The organism is Ramlibacter ginsenosidimutans (assembly GCF_016654015.1).
In the GTDB taxonomy this organism is placed as follows: domain Bacteria; phylum Pseudomonadota; class Gammaproteobacteria; order Burkholderiales; family Burkholderiaceae_C; genus Ramlibacter; species Ramlibacter ginsenosidimutans.
This window is the reverse complement of sequence record NZ_JAEPWM010000007.1, coordinates 100,215-116,240: the sequence shown is the minus strand read 5'-3', so window position 1 is coordinate 116,240 and position 16,026 is coordinate 100,215. Positions and strand designations below refer to the sequence as shown.

General features: G+C 70.5%; 18 protein-coding genes. 14 read left to right on the top strand and 4 right to left on the bottom strand.

All coding sequences use genetic code 11. The features are described from left to right. The first annotated feature begins 57 nt into the window (after nt 1–57). The 3 genes from JJB11_RS16875 to JJB11_RS16865 are packed head-to-tail and all read left to right on the top strand — an operon-like array spanning nt 58 to nt 4,028. Nucleotides 58–972: an alpha/beta hydrolase gene (locus tag JJB11_RS16875; RefSeq protein ID WP_201174328.1), complete on the top strand. Its 915-nt coding sequence runs from the start codon at nt 58–60 to the stop codon at nt 970–972. Further along, the gene (locus JJB11_RS16870; protein ID WP_201173908.1) at nt 969–1,838 is read left to right on the top strand and encodes a YbgC/FadM family acyl-CoA thioesterase; all 870 of its coding nucleotides are present in this window, start codon (nt 969–971) and stop codon (nt 1,836–1,838) included. The genes JJB11_RS16875 and JJB11_RS16870 overlap by 4 nt, the downstream gene beginning before the upstream one ends. Beyond that, on the top strand, nt 1,839–4,028 hold the full coding sequence (locus JJB11_RS16865; RefSeq protein WP_201173905.1) for an O-antigen ligase family protein: 2,190 nt from the start codon (nt 1,839–1,841) through the stop codon (nt 4,026–4,028). Here the strand turns inward: JJB11_RS16865 and ygfZ are convergent. After that, the gene (gene ygfZ, locus JJB11_RS16860) at nt 4,004–4,903 is read right to left on the bottom strand and encodes a CAF17-like 4Fe-4S cluster assembly/insertion protein YgfZ (RefSeq protein WP_201173902.1); all 900 of its coding nucleotides are present in this window, start codon (nt 4,901–4,903) and stop codon (nt 4,004–4,006) included. The two genes, JJB11_RS16865 and ygfZ, sit on opposite strands and share 25 nt — an antisense overlap. Nucleotides 4,904–4,950: 47 nt before the next feature. Here ygfZ and mltG point away from each other — a divergent pair, with 47 nt between their 5' ends. The 6 genes from mltG (at nt 4,951) to JJB11_RS16830 (ending at nt 9,500) form a co-directional block, all read left to right on the top strand. After that, on the top strand, nt 4,951–5,952 hold the full coding sequence (mltG, locus tag JJB11_RS16855) for an endolytic transglycosylase MltG (RefSeq protein ID WP_201173899.1): 1,002 nt from the start codon (nt 4,951–4,953) through the stop codon (nt 5,950–5,952). Beyond that, nucleotides 5,949–6,590, top strand: coding sequence for a dTMP kinase (gene tmk, locus JJB11_RS16850; RefSeq protein ID WP_201173896.1), 642 nt, complete (start codon nt 5,949–5,951; stop codon nt 6,588–6,590). The genes mltG and tmk overlap by 4 nt, the downstream gene beginning before the upstream one ends. Then, nucleotides 6,587–7,576, top strand: coding sequence for a DNA polymerase III subunit delta' (locus JJB11_RS16845; protein ID WP_201173893.1), 990 nt, complete (start codon nt 6,587–6,589; stop codon nt 7,574–7,576). The genes tmk and JJB11_RS16845 overlap by 4 nt, the downstream gene beginning before the upstream one ends. A gap of 3 nt (nt 7,577–7,579) precedes the next feature. Continuing rightward, on the top strand, nt 7,580–7,945 hold the full coding sequence (locus JJB11_RS16840) for a PilZ domain-containing protein (RefSeq protein ID WP_201173890.1): 366 nt from the start codon (nt 7,580–7,582) through the stop codon (nt 7,943–7,945). Nucleotides 7,946–8,037: 92 nt separating this feature from the next. Beyond that, on the top strand, nt 8,038–8,844 hold the full coding sequence (locus JJB11_RS16835) for a TatD family hydrolase (protein WP_201173885.1): 807 nt from the start codon (nt 8,038–8,040) through the stop codon (nt 8,842–8,844). Then, nucleotides 8,841–9,500: an ankyrin repeat domain-containing protein gene (locus JJB11_RS16830; RefSeq protein WP_201173882.1), complete on the top strand. Its 660-nt coding sequence runs from the start codon at nt 8,841–8,843 to the stop codon at nt 9,498–9,500. The genes JJB11_RS16835 and JJB11_RS16830 overlap by 4 nt, the downstream gene beginning before the upstream one ends. Before the next feature lie 41 nt (nt 9,501–9,541). Here the strand turns inward: JJB11_RS16830 and JJB11_RS26590 are convergent, their stop codons facing one another. Next, a complete protein-coding gene (locus JJB11_RS26590; protein WP_201173880.1) occupies nt 9,542–9,907 on the bottom strand; it encodes a hypothetical protein in 366 nt (121 codons plus the stop codon). Between the two features lie 121 nt (nt 9,908–10,028). Between JJB11_RS26590 and JJB11_RS16820 the strand changes: the two genes are divergently transcribed. The 4 genes from JJB11_RS16820 to JJB11_RS16805 all read left to right on the top strand — a co-directional run bounded on the left by JJB11_RS16820 (nt 10,029) and on the right by JJB11_RS16805 (nt 14,031). After that, a complete protein-coding gene (locus tag JJB11_RS16820) occupies nt 10,029–12,029 on the top strand; it encodes an acetoacetate--CoA ligase (RefSeq protein WP_201173877.1) in 2,001 nt (666 codons plus the stop codon). Then, on the top strand, nt 12,029–13,096 hold the full coding sequence (locus JJB11_RS16815) for an RNA methyltransferase (RefSeq protein WP_201173874.1): 1,068 nt from the start codon (nt 12,029–12,031) through the stop codon (nt 13,094–13,096). The genes JJB11_RS16820 and JJB11_RS16815 overlap by 1 nt, the downstream gene beginning before the upstream one ends. Before the next feature lie 10 nt (nt 13,097–13,106). After that, nucleotides 13,107–13,463: a DUF2946 family protein gene (locus tag JJB11_RS16810; RefSeq protein ID WP_201173872.1), complete on the top strand. Its 357-nt coding sequence runs from the start codon at nt 13,107–13,109 to the stop codon at nt 13,461–13,463. A 121-nt stretch (nt 13,464–13,584) separates the two neighbouring features. Continuing rightward, nucleotides 13,585–14,031, top strand: coding sequence for a copper chaperone PCu(A)C (locus tag JJB11_RS16805; protein ID WP_201173869.1), 447 nt, complete (start codon nt 13,585–13,587; stop codon nt 14,029–14,031). A gap of 25 nt (nt 14,032–14,056) precedes the next feature. Here the strand turns inward: JJB11_RS16805 and JJB11_RS16800 are convergent, their stop codons facing one another. Further along, nucleotides 14,057–14,530, bottom strand: coding sequence for a gluconokinase (locus JJB11_RS16800; RefSeq protein WP_201174321.1), 474 nt, complete (start codon nt 14,528–14,530; stop codon nt 14,057–14,059). Nucleotides 14,531–14,666: 136 nt separating this feature from the next. On the opposite strand from JJB11_RS16800, the gene JJB11_RS16795 reads away from it, so the two are divergent. Then, nucleotides 14,667–15,047, top strand: a complete 381-nt coding sequence (locus JJB11_RS16795) for a TraR/DksA family transcriptional regulator (RefSeq protein WP_201173866.1) — start codon at nt 14,667–14,669, stop codon at nt 15,045–15,047. A gap of 55 nt (nt 15,048–15,102) precedes the next feature. On the opposite strand, the gene JJB11_RS16790 is transcribed toward JJB11_RS16795, so the two are convergent. Further along, nucleotides 15,103–15,981: a hypothetical protein gene (locus JJB11_RS16790; RefSeq protein WP_201173864.1), complete on the bottom strand. Its 879-nt coding sequence runs from the start codon at nt 15,979–15,981 to the stop codon at nt 15,103–15,105. Between the last annotated feature and the right edge of the window lie 45 nt (nt 15,982–16,026).

Here is a 16,026-nt window from a genome sequence, read left to right as displayed (position 1 = left end):
TGCGACGGTGCCCACCGCGTGCCATTTCTTCCGCAGTTTCCCGAACTGACCCCGGCCATGCGCTCGGTGCTGGAGCGCATGGCGCGCGCCCGGCACGTGCCGATGTACGAGCTCTCCCCGCAGCAGGCGCGCGCCGCCTACGAGGCCGGCGCCGGGGTGCTCGAGGTGCCCACGCCGCCGATGGCGCGCGTCGAGGACCTGCGCATCCCCACGCGCGATGGCGCGCAGGTCCCGGCGCGCCTCGTCGCACCGGCCACGGCGCCCGGGCTGCCGGTGCTGCTGTATTTCCATGGCGGCGGGTTCACGATCGGCAGCATCGCTTCGCACGACACCCTGTGCCGCACCCTCGCGCAGTCAGCCGGTTGTGCCGTGGTCTCCGTCGGCTACCGCCTCGCGCCGGAGCACCGGTTCCCGACCGCGGTGAACGATGCCTGGGACGCGACGCTGTGGCTGCAAGGTCAAGGATCCAGCCTCGGCGTCGACACCGGGCGCATGGCGGTCGGCGGCGACAGCGCGGGGGGTACGCTGGCCACGGTCTGCGCCACGCTCGCCCGCGACGCCGGCCTGGAGCTGAAGCTGCAAGTGCTGTTCTATCCGGGCTGCGCCGGCCGGCCGGAAGCGCCGTCGCACCAGCGCTATGGCGAGGGCCTGCTGCTGGAGCAGGCCCACATCGAATACTTCTTCGGCCAGTACATCGCCGAAGGCGAGCGCGACGACTGGCGCTTCGCGCCCCTGAACACGCCGGACCTCGAAGGCGTGGCCCCGGCGTGGTTCGGCCTGGCCGAATGCGATCCGCTGGTGGACGATGCGCTGCACTACGCGGATAAACTGCGCGCAGCCGGCGTCGCGGTGGACCTGGAGATCTATCGCGGCGTCACCCACGAATTCATCAAGATGGGCCGCGCGCTGCCGGAAGCCCGGCAGGCGCACGCGGACGCCGCGGCGGCCCTGCAACACGCATGGCAGGCATGAACAGAGAAGACTTCCGCTTCTTCCACAAGCTGCGGGTCCGCTGGGCGGAAGTGGACCTGCAGAAGATCGTGTTCAACGCCCACTACCTCATGTACTTCGACACGGCCGTGGCGGACTACTGGCGGGCGCTCGCGATGCCGTACGAGGAAGCCATGCACCTGCTGCAGGGCGACCTGTACGTGAAGAAGGCGACGGTGGAGTTCAACGCCTCGGCGCGCATGGACGATCGCCTCGACATCGGCCTGAAGTGCGCGCGCATCGGCAACTCCTCCATGCAGTTCCTGGGCGCGATCTTCCGCGGGGAGGAACTGCTGATCACCTGCGAACTGGTGTACGTGTTCGCGGACCCGGCCACGCAGACCTCGCGCCCGGTGCCCGCGGTGCTGCGCGAGATGCTCACCGGCTACGAGGCCGGCGAAGGGATGCTGCGGGTGAAGACGGGCACGTGGGCGGAGCTCGGCGAAGAGGCGAGCCGCATCCGCACGGCGGTGTTCGTCCAGGAGCAGCGCATCCCGGTGGAGCTGGAATGGGACGAGGCCGACCAGACGGCCGTGCACGCGGTCGCCTACAACCGCCTGGCGCAGGCGGTCGCCACCGGCCGGCTGCTGCCCGCGGACAACGGCGTCGCCAAGATCGGCCGCATGGCCGTGCACCAGGTGCTGCGCGGCTGCGGTTTCGGCGAGCAGGTCCTGCGCGCACTGGCCGCGGAGGCGCAGCGGCGCGGCGACCGCGGCATCGAACTGCATGCGCAGCGCACCGCCCGCGACTTCTATGCGCGCCTGGGCTTCCAGCCGCAAGGCGCGCCCTACGAGGAGGCCGGCATCCCGCACATCACCATGACCAGCGCGCTGCCGCTGGCCCGCTAGGTGGCGATCACCAGGGACGGGCGAGATGCAGGGCAGGGCGAGCGCAGCGGCGGTCTCGCGCCGTGGCTGCTTTGCCTCGCCGTGCTGCTCGCCCCGGCTGCGGGCGTGCACGGCGAGGAGATGCTGCAGGACACGCTGAAGTCGGCCATCGTCGCGTTCTGCGCGCTCGCTGCAGCCCTGGCGTTCTTCGTGGACCAACGCCGGCACCGTGAGCCCTTGCGCTGGCACACGGTGCTCTGGGTGCCGGTGCTCCTGCTCGCGCACGCGCTGGGCAGCATGGCGTGGTCGCATCCCTACCTCGCCGGCGTCGAAGCGGTGCGCTGGTTCCTGTTCGCCCTGATGGCGTGGCTGGCGCTGAACACCTGCACGCGCGAGCGGCTGCCCTGGCTGGCGTGGTGCGCGCATGGTGGCGCGGTGATCGCCTCGGTGTGGGCGGCGTGGCAGTTCTGGGGCGGCCTCGACTTGTTCCCGCAAGGGCCGCAGCCGGCATCCACCTTCGTGAACCGCAACTTCTTCGCCGAGTTCACCGTCTGCGCGCTGCCGTTCGGGGCGCTGCTGCTCGCACGCGCGCGCACGCCCTGGCAGGTGGGTGGACTCTCGGCGAGCCTGGGCTTCGTGCTCACGGCCTTGCTGATGACCGGGACTCGCTCGGCGCTGGTCGCTGCCGCACTGCTGGTCGTCGTGCTGGGCCTCGCAGCGTGGCGCTGCAGGAAGCAGCTGGCTCTCGCACAGTGGAACACGTCGCTGCGCCTGCTGGCCGTCGCGGGCCTGGCAGGCACGGTGCTGGTCCTCGGCAACGTGCCGACGGGCAACGCCGACATCGCGGGCGAGGGCTACGGCCTGACGCCGATCACGCGCGGTCTGCACCGCGCGCAGTCCATCACGCCCGGCGACCACTCGCTCAACGTGCGCATGGGGATGTGGCGTGCGACGCTGCGGGCGATCGCGGCGCACCCGCTCGCCGGCCTGGGCGCAGGCGCGTGGGAGAACGAGATCCCGCGCTACGAGGCGAGCGGCTCGCAGATCGAGACCGACTACTACGTGCACGACGAGTTCCTGCAACTCGTGGCCGAAGACGGCGTGGTCGGGTGGATCGCGCTGCTCGCGCTCGCGGCGTGGTTGGTCGGCGCAGCCCGGCGCACCTGGCGCGCGCAGGGCGAGCTCGCCGATGCCGATCGGCCCTGGCGCGCGGTGTTGCTGGCGAGCCTGCTGGCGCTGCTGGTGGTCAGCAGCATCGGATTTCCGTGGCGCCTGGCCAGCACAGGCGCGCTGTTCGCCCTGTGCATGGGCGCGCTCGCAGCGTCGGACGCACGCCTGGCCACAGCCTCACGGTCCTGGCTGCGCGCCATTCCGTGGTCGCCCCTCGCATCGAAACTGGCGCTGGCGGCGACGACGGCCTGCCTCGTGCTGGCCGTCCACATCACGCAGCAGGCGCAGGCGGCCGAGCGCGATTTGGTGCGGGCGGCGCGGCTGGCGCTGGCGATCTCGCGCTCCGGCGACCCGAACGACCCGCGCTTCGCCGGCGCCAGGCGCCAGGTCCTGCAACTGGTGCGGGCGGGCATCGCCATCAATCCGCACTACCGCAAGATCACCCCGATGGTGGCGGACGAATTCGCGCGTTGGGGCGATTGGGCCGACGCCGTGTGGATCTGGGAGAGCGTGCTCGCGTCGCGGCCGAACGTGGTGGTGATCCTCACCAACGTGGCCCGCGGCTACGACACGCTGGGCCGCCGCGAACAGGCCATGGTCGCACTGGCCCGCGCCCGCGCGATCCAGCCGCGCGCGCCCGCCGTGCGCTCGCTGGAGGTGCTGATGCTGGCCCGCGCCGGCCAGGAGCCCGCCGCCCTGGCCAAGGCGCAGGCATCGCTGGCCGAAGGCATCGCCGACTACGACCTGGTGAACACCGCTTTCATCCTGGCGGCGCGGGCCGGCGCGTACGCGGAAGCCAGGGAGCTGCTGGAACGCCGCATGCGGGACTGGCCGGAGAGCCGGGCGCGCGGCCTGGTGCAGATGGGCCGGCTCTACGACGAGGGCTTCCACGATCCGGACCGGGCGCTCGCCGCCTTCGATGCCGGGCTGGCGAGCGCGTCGGAGCGCGAGCGCCACGCGCTGCTGGCGAGCATTCCCGCCCGTTACCGCACGCAGCTCGCGCCGGCCGCGCCGGCTCAGACGTCCGCGAGCAAGAGGTAGGGCAGGGGGCGCAGTTGCAGGCCGGGGCCTGCGGCGGAGCCTGCGTGGAGGTCGCCGGCTTCGGCGGCGCTCAGTTGCAGTGAGACGATCGCGTCCCAGCCGCCGTCCGGTGCGGGCGCGGCCTGCGCCACGATGCCGGCGGGTTGCTCGGGATCGGCAGCCTGGAACACTTCCTGGCCGGCAGCGAGCTCGGCCTGCGCATGGGCGAAGAAGGCGCGGCGCTTGAGCGTGCCGCGGAACTGGCTGCGCGCCACCACCTCCTGCCCCGGATAGCAGCCCTTCTTGAAATTCACGCCGCCCACGGACTCGTAATTGAGCATCTGCGGCACGAAGGCCTCCACGATCGGCGCCGTGATCGTGGCTACCGCGCTGCAGACCTCGCCCCATTGCCAGAGGGCCGGCGGGAGCGGCGCACCGGCCGGGGCGGGCGCGTCCGCGGGTCCCACCCACAGCGCACGCGGCGTGCCTTGCGCCGGATACAGCTCGATGCGGCAGGCCTCGCCCTCGCGCGTGAGCGTCCAGGGCGCGCCGGTGGCGGGTTCGCCGGCGATGCCGTACACCGCGAACTCGCTGCTCGCATCGCTGAGCCGCGCCTTCGCGCGCAGCACGAACATAGCCAGCCGCTTGAGCGTGGCCGGCAGGATGTCGCGGCTGCACACCAGCAGGATGTCGTCGCTCGCGCGCTTGCAGCCGATGAAGCTGGCCAGCATGCGGCCCTTGGCGTTGCAGAACGCGGCCAGGCGGGCCTCGCCGGTGCCGAGAAGGGCGAAGTCCTGCGTGAGCTGGCCGTGGAGGAAGGAGGCTGCGTCCTCGCCGCGGGCGCGGATCACGCCGAGATGGGGCAGGGGAGCGACACCGTGGAAGGGATGCGACATGGGCTGAATTATCATGGCCGGGACTATCCAAGGATCGAAGCAGGGACGTGCGCCGCTTTATCAGAACCGTCTTCTTGCTGGCCCTGCTCGCTGCGCTCGCCGCCGGCGCTGCGGGCTGGTGGTGGATCCACCACCCGCTGCGCCTGCCGTCCGCGAGCGGCACGCTCGACCTCGACATCGAGCCGGGCACCTTGCCGCGCGGCGTCGCGCAGGCGGTGAAGGACGCCGGCGTCGCCGTCGACCCGCGCCTGCTGTATGCCTGGTTCCGGATCTCGGGCGAAGGCCAGCGCATCAAGGCCGGCAGCTACGAGCTCGAGCCCGGCATCACGCCCGAGCGCCTGCTGCAGAAGCTCGCCCGCGGCGAGGAGTCGCTGCGCGCCCTCACCCTGGTGGAAGGCTGGAACTGGCGCCAGGTCCGGCAGGCGCTCGCGCACGCCGACCAGCTGCGGCCGGACAGCGCCCAGCTGTCCGATGCCGACCTGATGAAGCTGCTCGGGCGTCCGGGGCTCATGCCCGAGGGCCGTTTCTTCCCCGACACGTACACCTATTCCAAGGGCACGAGCGACGTGAAGGTGCTGCAGCGCGCGCTGCGCGCCATGGACAAGCGCCTGGCGCAGGCGTGGGCCCAGCGTGCCCCGGAGTCCATCCTCAAGACGCCCGAGGAAGCGCTGATCCTCGCGAGCATCGTCGAGAAGGAGACCGGCAAGCCGGCCGACCGCAAGCTGGTGTCCTGCGTGTTCCAGAACCGCCTGCGCGTGGGCATGCCGCTGCAGACCGATCCGACGGTGATCTACGGCCTGGGCGAACGCTACGACGGCCGGCTGCACAAGGTGGACCTGCAGACCGATTCGCCGTACAACACCTACCTGCGTCCCGGCCTGCCGCCCACGCCCATCGCGATGCCGGGCAAGGCCTCGCTGCTGGCCGCGGTGCAACCCGCGCCCGGCAACTACCTGTATTTCGTCTCGCGTGGCGACGGCACCAGCCAGTTCAGCGCGTCGCTCGGGGAGCACAACCGGGCGGTCAATACGTACCAGCGCGGCAAATGAGCGGCCTCTTCCTCAGTTTCGAAGGCATCGACGGCGCCGGCAAGTCCACGCACATCGAGGCACTCGCCGCGGCGCTGCGGGCGCGCGGCCGCACCGTGGTCCTCACCCGGGAACCCGGAGGCACGCCCGTGGCAGAACAACTGCGCGCGCTGGCGCTCAACGAGGCGATGGATCCGCTGACCGAAGCGCTGCTGATGTTCGCAGCGCGCCGCGATCACCTGCTGCAGGTGATCGAGCCGGCGCTCGCGCGCGGCGAGGTCGTGCTGTGCGACCGGTTCACGGACGCCACCTTCGCCTACCAGGGCGGCGGCCGCGGCTTCGACATCGCGGTGCTGGAAACGCTGGAGCGCTGGGTCCAGTCCGTGCCGGCGCTGCCGGCGGGCCGCTTGCGGCAGCCGGACCTGACGGTCTGGTTCGACCTGCCGCCCGCCGTCGCTGCGCAGCGCCTGTCCGGCGCGCGCGTGCCGGACAAGTTCGAGGCGCAGCCCCAGGCCTTCTTCGAGCGCGTGGCCGCGGCCTACGCACGGCGCGCGCAGCAGGATCCCGGCCGCTTCCTGCGCGTGCAGGCCGACCAGCCGCGCGAAGAGGTGTGGACCGAACTCGAGTCCGGGCTGCGGTCGCGGGGCATCCTCACATGAACGCGCCCTGGATCCAGTCGCAAGTCCGGCAACTGCTGCAGCAGCGTGGCCACGCGTGGCTGCTGCACGGTCCCTCGGGGCTGGGGCAGTACCGGTTGGCGTTGTCGCTGGCACAGGCGTGGTTGTGCGACCAGCCGACCGCCGAAGGCGGCTGCGGTCACTGCGACAGCTGCCACCAGCTGGAAGTCCGCTCGCATACCGACCTCGCCGTGCTGATGCCCGAGACCATCATGCTGGAACGCGGTTGGCCGCTCTCGGAGAAGGCGCAGGCCGACATCGACGACAAGAAGCGCAAGGCCAGCCGCGAGATCCGCGTCGATGCCATGCGCGATGCGCTGGAATTCGCGCAACGCACCAGCGGCCGGGGCCGCGGCAAGGTGGTGCTGGTCTATCCCGCCGAGCGCATGAATGCGGTCACCGCGAATGCGCTGCTCAAGACGCTGGAAGAGCCGCCGGGCGACGTGCGCTTCGTGCTCGCGACCGAGGCCGCGCACCAGTTGCTGCCCACGATCCGCAGCCGTTGCCTGGGCCACACCCTCACCTGGCCGGGCACCGAAGAGGCGGTGGCGTGGCTGCAGGAAGAGGGCGTCGCCGCCGCAGCCGCAGCCGGCCTGCTGCGGGCGGCGGGCGGCCGTCCGGAAGACGCGCTGCGCCTGCACGCCGCCGGACTGGACGCGCGTGGCTGGTCGCAATGGCCCAAGGCGTTGGTTCGGGGCGACACAGCGCTGCCGGCCGACTGGAGTCCTGGACAACTGGTCGAAGCGCTGCAAAAGCTCTGCCACGACCTGCTGGCCGTACGCACGGGCGCGCCGCCACGCTTTTTCGAGGCCGCGGACCTGCCGGCCGGCGGGTCGGTGGCGGCGCTGACGGCGTGGTGGCGCAGCCTGTCCGAGACTTCCCGCACGGTAGAACACCCGTTCAACGCGGGACTGATGCTGGAAGACCTTGTGGCGCAGGCGAGGACGGCCCTACACTCGAAAGCCTGAGCCATGAGCACCGCCGCCGCCCCGAACACGCCACGCCCCAGCGTCATCCAGCTCGCCATCAAGGAGAAGGCTGCGCTGTACGCCGCGTACATCCCGCTGTTCGCCGACGGCGGCGTGTTCATCCCGACCACGCGCGACTACAAGCTCGGTGACGACGTGTACGTGCTGCTGTCCTTGCCGGACGACCCGCAGCGCTATCCCGTCGCCGGCAAGGTGGCCTGGGTCACGCCGGCACGCGCTGCGGCCAACCGTACCCAGGGCGTGGGAGTGCGGTTTCCGGCGGACGACAAGTCCAAGCTGCTCAAGGTGAAGATCGAGGAAGTCCTCGGCGGCCACCTGAGCTCCGAGCGTCCCACCCAGACCATCTAGCCCGCGTGCGGCCGGGAAACCGGCGCACCTAGAATCGGGGACCGCCAGCAGCGCCGCCCGGCACCGCCGTGCGGCGCCTTCGCATTGGACCCATGTTCGTCGATTCCCACTGCCACCTGAGCTTCCCCGAGCTCGCCTCCCAGCTGCCACAGATCCGCCAGGCCATGGCCGAGGCGCAGGTCGATCGGGCCCTCTGCATCTGCACGATGCTGGAGGAATTCGCTTCGGTCCACGCGCTGGCGACCGGCTACGACAATTTCTGGGCCTCCGTCGGAGTGCATCCGGACAGCGAGGACATCGAGGAGCCCACGGTGGATCGCCTGCTGGAGCTCGCTGCGCTGCCCAGGGTCGTCGCGATCGGCGAGACCGGGCTGGACTACTACCAGATGGAAGAGCGCAAGGGCGGCCGCAGCGTGGCGGACCTGGAGTGGCAGCGCGAGCGCTTCCGCACGCACATCCGCGCGGCGCAACGTTGCCGCAAGCCGCTGATCATCCACACGCGGGCGGCCTCGCACGACACGATCGCGATCCTGCGGGAGGAGGGCGAGGACGGCTCGCCCGGGGCAGCCGGCGGCGTGTTCCATTGCTTCACGGAAACCGCGGAGGTGGCGCGCGCCGCGCTGGACCTGGGCTTCCACATCTCGTTTTCCGGCATCCTGACCTTCAAGAGCGCGGCGGACCTGCGTGAGGTGGCGCGCTTCGTGCCGCTCGATCGCATGCTGATCGAGACGGACAGCCCGTATCTCGCGCCGGTGCCGTACCGCGGCAAGGTCAACAACCCGTCCTACGTTCCCTTCGTGGCCCGCCAGATCGCGGAGCTGCGCGGCCTGTCCGCCGAGGCGGTGGGCGAGCTCACCAGCCGCAACTTCGAGGCGCTGTTCACGGGCGTCCAGTCATGAGAAACCGCATCCGCTTCATCGCCGCCCTCGTCCTTGCGTTCGCGCTGCCGTGGTCGTGGGCGGGCTCGTACGACGATTTCTTCGTCGCGATCACGCGGGACGATCCGCAGGCGGTGACCGAGCTGCTGCAGCGCGGCTTCGATGCGAACACGGTCGATCCGAAGGGACGGCAGGGATTGTTCCTGGCCTTGCAGCTCGGCTCGCTAAAGGCCGCCGACGTGCTGATCGCCTGGCCGAAGACCCAGGTCGAATGGCGCAGCGCCAAGGACGAAAGCCCGCTGATGATCGCGGCGTTCAAGGGCTACAAGGAGCAGGTGCGCAAGCTGATCGCGCGCGATGCGGATGTGAACAAGCCGGGCTGGACGCCGCTGCACTATGCGGCCACGGCCGGCCATGTGGACATCATCGCGCTGCTGCTGGACGAGAACGCGTACATCGACGCGGAGTCGCCGAACAAGACGACGCCGCTCATGATGGCCGCCATGTACGGGTCGACGGCGGCCGTGCGGGCGCTGCTGGAGGCCGGCGCCGATCCGACCCTGCGCAACCAGCTGGGCCTGTCGGCCGTCGATTTCGCCCAGCGGGGCAAGCGCCCGGACGCGGCCGAACTCATCGCGGCCGCCATCCGCAACCGCCAGCCCAGGGGCAAGTGGTGACCGAAGCGCCTCCCGCGGGCCTCAGGCGCTCGCGGCGACGCTCACTTGGTCGTGCAGCCGTTGATCAATTCGACGCCGGGCGACATCGAGCTGGTGTCGGCACGGCAGCGCGCCAGGTCGGCATAGTGGCCCTGGACCAGCACGCCGGGCGGCGTATAGCGCAGGGTCGCGCGAGCCTGCAGGCCCGGTGCGGGGCCGGCCTGGCAACGTGCGGCGCGGCCGGCGACGGATTCGACCTTGCGGCAGAACTTGTCGTCGGGATAGTCGAACTGGCGGATCGCGTTCCCGTTGGAGTCCCAGTACACGAGGTGCTTGCCGGGTGGATTGGCGGGGATGTTCGGCGCCGATGCGCAACCCGCGAGGACGGCGATGGCGGCGACGACGGAAAGTCGCGTGGCGAGCTGCATGGAGTCTCCCTTGTGGTGTGTGCAGCGCGGCCTTGTGCAGGCCGGCGAGCGGCTTTTTACAAGAGATCGGCCGGTTCCGGGCCTCACCGTAACTGTCGGTCTCACTGATACGATGCGTATTATGTCAAATCAAGAAAACGAACTGGCAGCGACGGTCCAGGAAGGCACGGTGCTCTGGACGCCCTCTGCCGAACAGGTCCAGGCGACGCGGCTGGCCGAGTACCAGCGCTGGCTCGCGCAGGAGCGCGGCCTGCGGCTGGACGACTACCCATCGCTCTGGCAATGGTCGGTGGACGAGTTGGACAGTTTCTGGCGGTCTGTCTGGGACTTCTTCGAGGTCCAGGCGGATGGTGCGCCCGTGCCCGTTCTCGGCTCGCGGCAGATGCCGGGTGCGCGCTGGTTCCCGAACACGCGGCTGAATTACGCCGAACACGTGTTCCGCAACGCGACCGACCAGCGACCTGCGATCGTCGCGCGCAGCGAAGCCGGCGTGCGCGAGGTGTCCTGGCGCGAGCTGCAGGACCAGGTCGGCGCACTGGCGGCCCGGCTGCGTGCGCTGGGCATCCAGGCCGGCGACCGCGTCGCCGCCTACCTGCCCAACCAGCCCGAGACGGTCGTCGCGTTCCTGGCCTGTGCCAGCATCGGGGCCATCTGGTCCAGTTGCGCGACGGACATGGGCCCGTCGGTGGTCCTCGACCGGCTGCAGCAGATCGAACCCAGGCTCCTGCTCGCCAGCGACAGTTACCGCTACAACGGCAAGACGCACGACCGCGCCGCAGTGGTCGGCGACTTGCTGCGGGCCTTGCCTTGCGTGCGGACCGTGATCCACGTGCCGGGGCCGCTCGCGCAGGAGCGGGTCGTGGACTGGCGCGATCGCATGGACTGGCGCGCTGCCATCGCCGAACCCGCTGAGCTGCGCTTCGAGCGCCTGCCGTTCGACCATCCGCTGTGGATCGTCTATTCCTCCGGCACGACCGGCCTGCCCAAGGCGATGGTGCACGGCCACGGCGGCATCGTGCTGACGCACCTGAAGACGATGGCGCTGCAGCACGACGTGCGTCCCGGCGACCGCATGATGTTCCTGGGCAGCACGGGCTGGATCGTCTGGAACCTGCAGGTGGGCGCCTTGCTGCTGGGCGCGACGGTGGTGCTCTATGACGGCAATCCCGCGTGGCCGGATGCGCAGGCGCTCTGGCGCTTCGTCGACGAGCAGGGCGTCACCCTCCTCGGCTGCGGCGCGGCCTACCTGGCCAATTGCATGAAGGAGGGCGTGCGGCCCGGCGAGTTCGCGCGCTTCGAACGCCTGCGGGCGATCAACTCCACCGGCTCGCCCCTGCCCATCGAGGCCTACCTGTGGGTCTACGCAGCCGTGAAGAAGGACCTCTGGCTGGCCTCCATCAGCGGCGGCACCGACATCGCTTCGGGCTTCGTCGCCTGTGCGCCTTCGCTGCCGGTCACTGCGGGCGAGATCCAGTGCCGCGAGCTCGGCGTGGCGGCGTACGCCTTCGACGAGGGCGGCCACGCCGTGGTCGACGAGGTGGGCGAGCTGGTCGTGACCCAGCCGATGCCTTCCATGCCGCTGTTCTTCTGGGGCGACGCGCAGGGCCAGCGTTACCGGGAAAGCTATTTCGAGACCTTCCCCGGTGTCTGGCGGCACGGAGACTGGATCCGTTTCACCGGGCGCGGCACGGCGGTGATCTATGGCCGCTCGGACAGTACGATCAACCGCTTCGGCATCCGCATGGGGACGGCGGAAATCTATCGCGTGGTGGAGGAACTGCCCGAGATCCGCGACAGCCTGGTGGTGGACCTCGAATACCTCGGACGCCCGTCCTTCCTCGCTTTGTTCGTCGTGCTGCAGCCGGGCCACGCGCTCGACGAGGCGCTCAAGAAGAAGGTGCTGGCGCAGATCCGCACCAAGGCCTCGGCGCGGCATGTGCCCGACCAGGTCTACGCCATCGCGGAGGTACCGCGCACGCTCACGGGCAAGAAGATGGAAGTCCCCGTGCGCAAGCTGCTGCTGGGCGCCGCACCGGGCAAGGTCGCCAGCGCGGACGCGATGGCCAACCCCGCGAGCCTCGACTTCTTCGTGAAGCTGGCGCGCGAGCTGAATCCCGCGTGATGCAGCTCTCGGCCCTGCGCGAACGCTTGCGTGCCGCCGGTGCAGGGCCGGTGCACGAGCAGCGCGTGCTGCGCCTCTGGAGCAATGCCCTGCCCCAGTCCAGCGGCAAGCGCAGGCCCGAGCACTTCCTGCCGGCCGCCCTGCTGGCCGCCCTGCCCGCCCTGGAATCCGAGCTCGCCGGGCTGGCGCGGCTGCGCTCCGCGCATCCGGCCGACGACGGTTCGGAGCGCTTGCTGGTCGAACTCGCGGATGGCCAGACCGTGGAGAGCGTGCTGCTGCCGCGGGATGGCCTGTGCATCTCCTCGCAGGTGGGCTGCGCCGTGAAGTGCGTGTTCTGCATGACCGGCCGCGACGGGCTGCTGCGGCAACTTGGGAGCGCCGAGATGGTGGCGCAGGTGGCGCTCGCGCGCACGCGCCGCCCGGTGAAGAAGGTCGTTTTCATGGGCATGGGCGAGCCGGCCCACAACCTGGACAACGTGCTGGAAGCCATCGAACTGCTAGGGACGGCGGGCAACATCGGCCACAAGAACCTGGTCTTCTCCACGGTGGGCGACCCGCGGGTGTTCGAGCGCCTGCCGCAGGGACGGGTCAAGCCCGCGCTGGCGCTTTCCCTGCACACGACCCGGCCGGAGCTGCGCGAGCAACTGCTGCCGCGCGCGCCTCGCATGACGCCACAGGAACTCGTCGACGCCGGCGAACGTTACGCGCGTGCCACCGGTTATCCGATCCAGTACCAGTGGACGCTGCTGGAAGGGATCAACGACGGCGCGGACGAGATCGAAGGCATCGTGCGCCTGCTGTCCGGCAAGTACGGCGTGCTGAACATGATTCCGTTCAACCGCGTCGACGGCCTGGATTTCCGCCGACCGAGCTGGGAACGCGCCGCGGAGATCGCGCGCACGCTGCATCGGCGCGGCATCCTCACCAAGCTGCGCCAGTCCGCGGCGCAGGACGTGGAGGGCGGCTGCGGTCAGTTGCGTGCACGTCATGACGCCCCCAGCGCGCCCCAAGAGCGGACGCTGCACTGGCAGCCAGGCGCGCGCGACGCCGGCGGGCTTGCCCGATAATCGACCGGCCATGAACCTGCCCAGGACCAGCCGCCGTGCCGCCGCGCTCGCGCTCGCGTGGTTCGTCCTCTTCCTCGGCGTCGCGGGCCTCTCGCCCGTGTTGCACGCTTCGCCGCTCGACCCGATCTGCTCGGTGGCGGCCGCGGGCCAGGATCTCGGTCATCGGGGCAACGACGGCGCCCCTGGCAGCACGCACACGCTGAAGTGCGCGTTGTGCATCGGCGTCCTCGCGCCGCCGGCGAACTCCGCCACCGCTCTTGCGCGCAGCGCACCGCTGGCCGGCGCGCCGACGCTGCGCGGGGCAGACCGCGTCGCGGTCCGCGCCAGCGCTCCCCTGCCCGCGCGCGGGCCTCCCACTCTCGCCTGATCCGCCACGGCCGGCTGCACACGCGACCGGCCGATAGCGCGCACCGCCCATTGCGACGTCGAAGTCCGCGAATTCCTCGCGGCGCCGCGTCAAACCGCATTCATTCAAGAAAGATCAGTCCATGAAGAAGACCTGGATCGCTGGCGCCCTGCTCTGCGCCGCATTCGCCTCGTTCGCGCAGTCCGCCCCCAAGCTCACGATCGCCCACGCGTGGGCCCGCCCCACCGTGCCGGGCCAGCCGACCTCCGGCGCCTACATGACGCTGACCGCGGGCGAGCCGCTGGTGCTCGTAGGCGCGAGCACGCCGGTGGCCGGCATGGCCGAAGTCCACCAGATGAAGATGGATGGCGACGTCATGCGCATGGGCGGAGTCGATGGCATTGCGCTGCCTGCCGGCCAGCCGGTCGAACTCAAGCCGGGCGGCTACCACATCATGCTGATGCACCTGCATGCGCCATTGAAGGCCGGCACGAACATTCCGCTGACCTTGACGCTGAAGAACGCCAGCGGCGCCCAGGTGCAGGTGCAGGCCTCGGTGCCGGTGAGCGCGCAGCCGCCCGCCCACTGAGCGGCGCCTAACGTTCCCGGCCGCTTCAGGCCGCGTGCAGCCAGGCGCTCACCTGTTGCTGCAACTCGGCCAGCGGCGCGAGCGCGTCCACGGCCAGCACCAGCGGCTCTCCCACGGGCGACTCCAGCGTGGCGAACTGGCTGTCCACCAGGGCCGCCGAAAAGAAATGCGCGCCGCGGGTGGACACGCGCTTCTGCGCGTCCTCGCGTCCGATCTCCAGGAAGACGAAGCGCAGCCCCGGCGCGGCCGCGCGGAGCTGCTCGCGATAGGCGCGCTTCAGCGCCGAACAGGTCAGCACCACGCCTTCGCCATGCGCTGCGAGCTGTTCGCCCAGCACGCGGAGCCAGTCGGCACGATCGCCGTCGGTGAGCGGCACGCCGCCGGCCATCTTCGCCCGGCTGGCGGCGCTGTGGAAGTCGTCGCCTTCCACCAGCGGCAGGTGCTCCGCCCGGGCGACGGCGGCGCCCACGGTGGACTTGCCGCAGCCCGCCACGCCCATGATCACGATTCGGTGTCCCACGGGCCTATCGTAACCGCCGGGCTTGCGTACGGGCGCAAGTCCGGCGCTTGCGCCAGATCAAGCTCGCGCCGACGCGCAGGCCCAAGAATCAGTCTCACAGACTGCCGGTCCTGCCATGAAGCCGATTGCCCCCTCTCCTGACCTCACCAGCCAGCTTGCCGCGCAACTGCGCGAACGCAGGCAGGAACTGCAGTCGCTGCTGCATGCCGCCGCCGAAGCCGCGAAGGCCGGGGACGCGCCCGCCGACGTCGTCGACTTCAAGGATGTCGCCGCGATCGACTCGCGCGCACAGGTGGACGAAGTCGCCCAGACCCACGCCATCGAGGAGCTCGAACGCATCGCCGCCGCCCTGCGGCGCGTCGACGCAGGGACCTACGGTCAGTGCGCGGACTGCGGCGAGGCGATCGACGAGCGACGCCTGCGCGCGCTGCCGGCCACGCCGTTCTGCACCGCCTGCCAGGCCATCCACGAGCGCCCGGCCTTGGGCCGGCGCTGAACTCCCGGGGCACGCTCAGTCGCGCCGCGCCTTCCCGTGACGCCCGCGACCTCGCTCACTGCGGCCTGCCCTGCCGCGCCACCTCGTCGTGCTTCATGCGCAGGTACTCGTCCCGCTGCACCTCGTGCAGTTGCCGCGGATACTTCTCCGTCGCGTCGAACCAGGCCTTGAGCCGGTGTTCCAGCTGCTGGCCGGCGGGAGCCTCCAGCGAATCGAGATACGCGTCGATCGCCAGGTAGTAGCGCATCGTGTTGCGCTCCACCACGCCGCGCATGCCTCCGACATAGCCGTCCTCGCCTTTGCCCTCGGGCGCCCGCGTGAAACCCACCTTGTCTCTTGCGATCGTGCCCAGGTACAGCTGCATGGCGAACTCGCTGGCTCCGCCGTAGCTGGTGGCATAGGCCATGTGGAGGAACGTGTGGTTCGCGTCCAGGGGGATGGCTTCGGCGAGCAGGCGATAGTTGCTGGTGTCGTACGGGCCGTCGGGCGCCTCCATGCTGGCCGCGACATAGTCGGGGCGGACCACCGGCTCCTTCCAGTTGAAGTCCAGCTTCGAGGCCGACGACAGCGACTGCGGCACCTTCTTGCCGACGCGCACGTCGAGCCGCGTCGCGCCCGGTCCGGCTTGCGTATGGCAGTACTTGGTGTTCAGGTGCAGGATGAGGATGTCGCACCACTGGACCGGATCGGACAACGCAGAAGAAACCCGGGCGAACGGATGCTCGAGCACCGCGTACACCTCGCCGTCGATGCGGCGCGAGGCTTCGTCGGAGCGCAGGACCAGCGGCCCGCCGAAGGCGTTGCGCGCGAGCTGGGGCGCCAGGGCGGTGTGCTGGGCCTGCAGCCCGGCGGCGCCGAGCGCGTTGGCCGCCGAAGCGAGGGAAGGAATCAGCAGCGCCAGCAAGAGCGCCGCCCACGTCCAGGATTTATGCATTCCTGCACCATAGGCGCTCGACGTCAACCGGGGTTGACGCCCGTC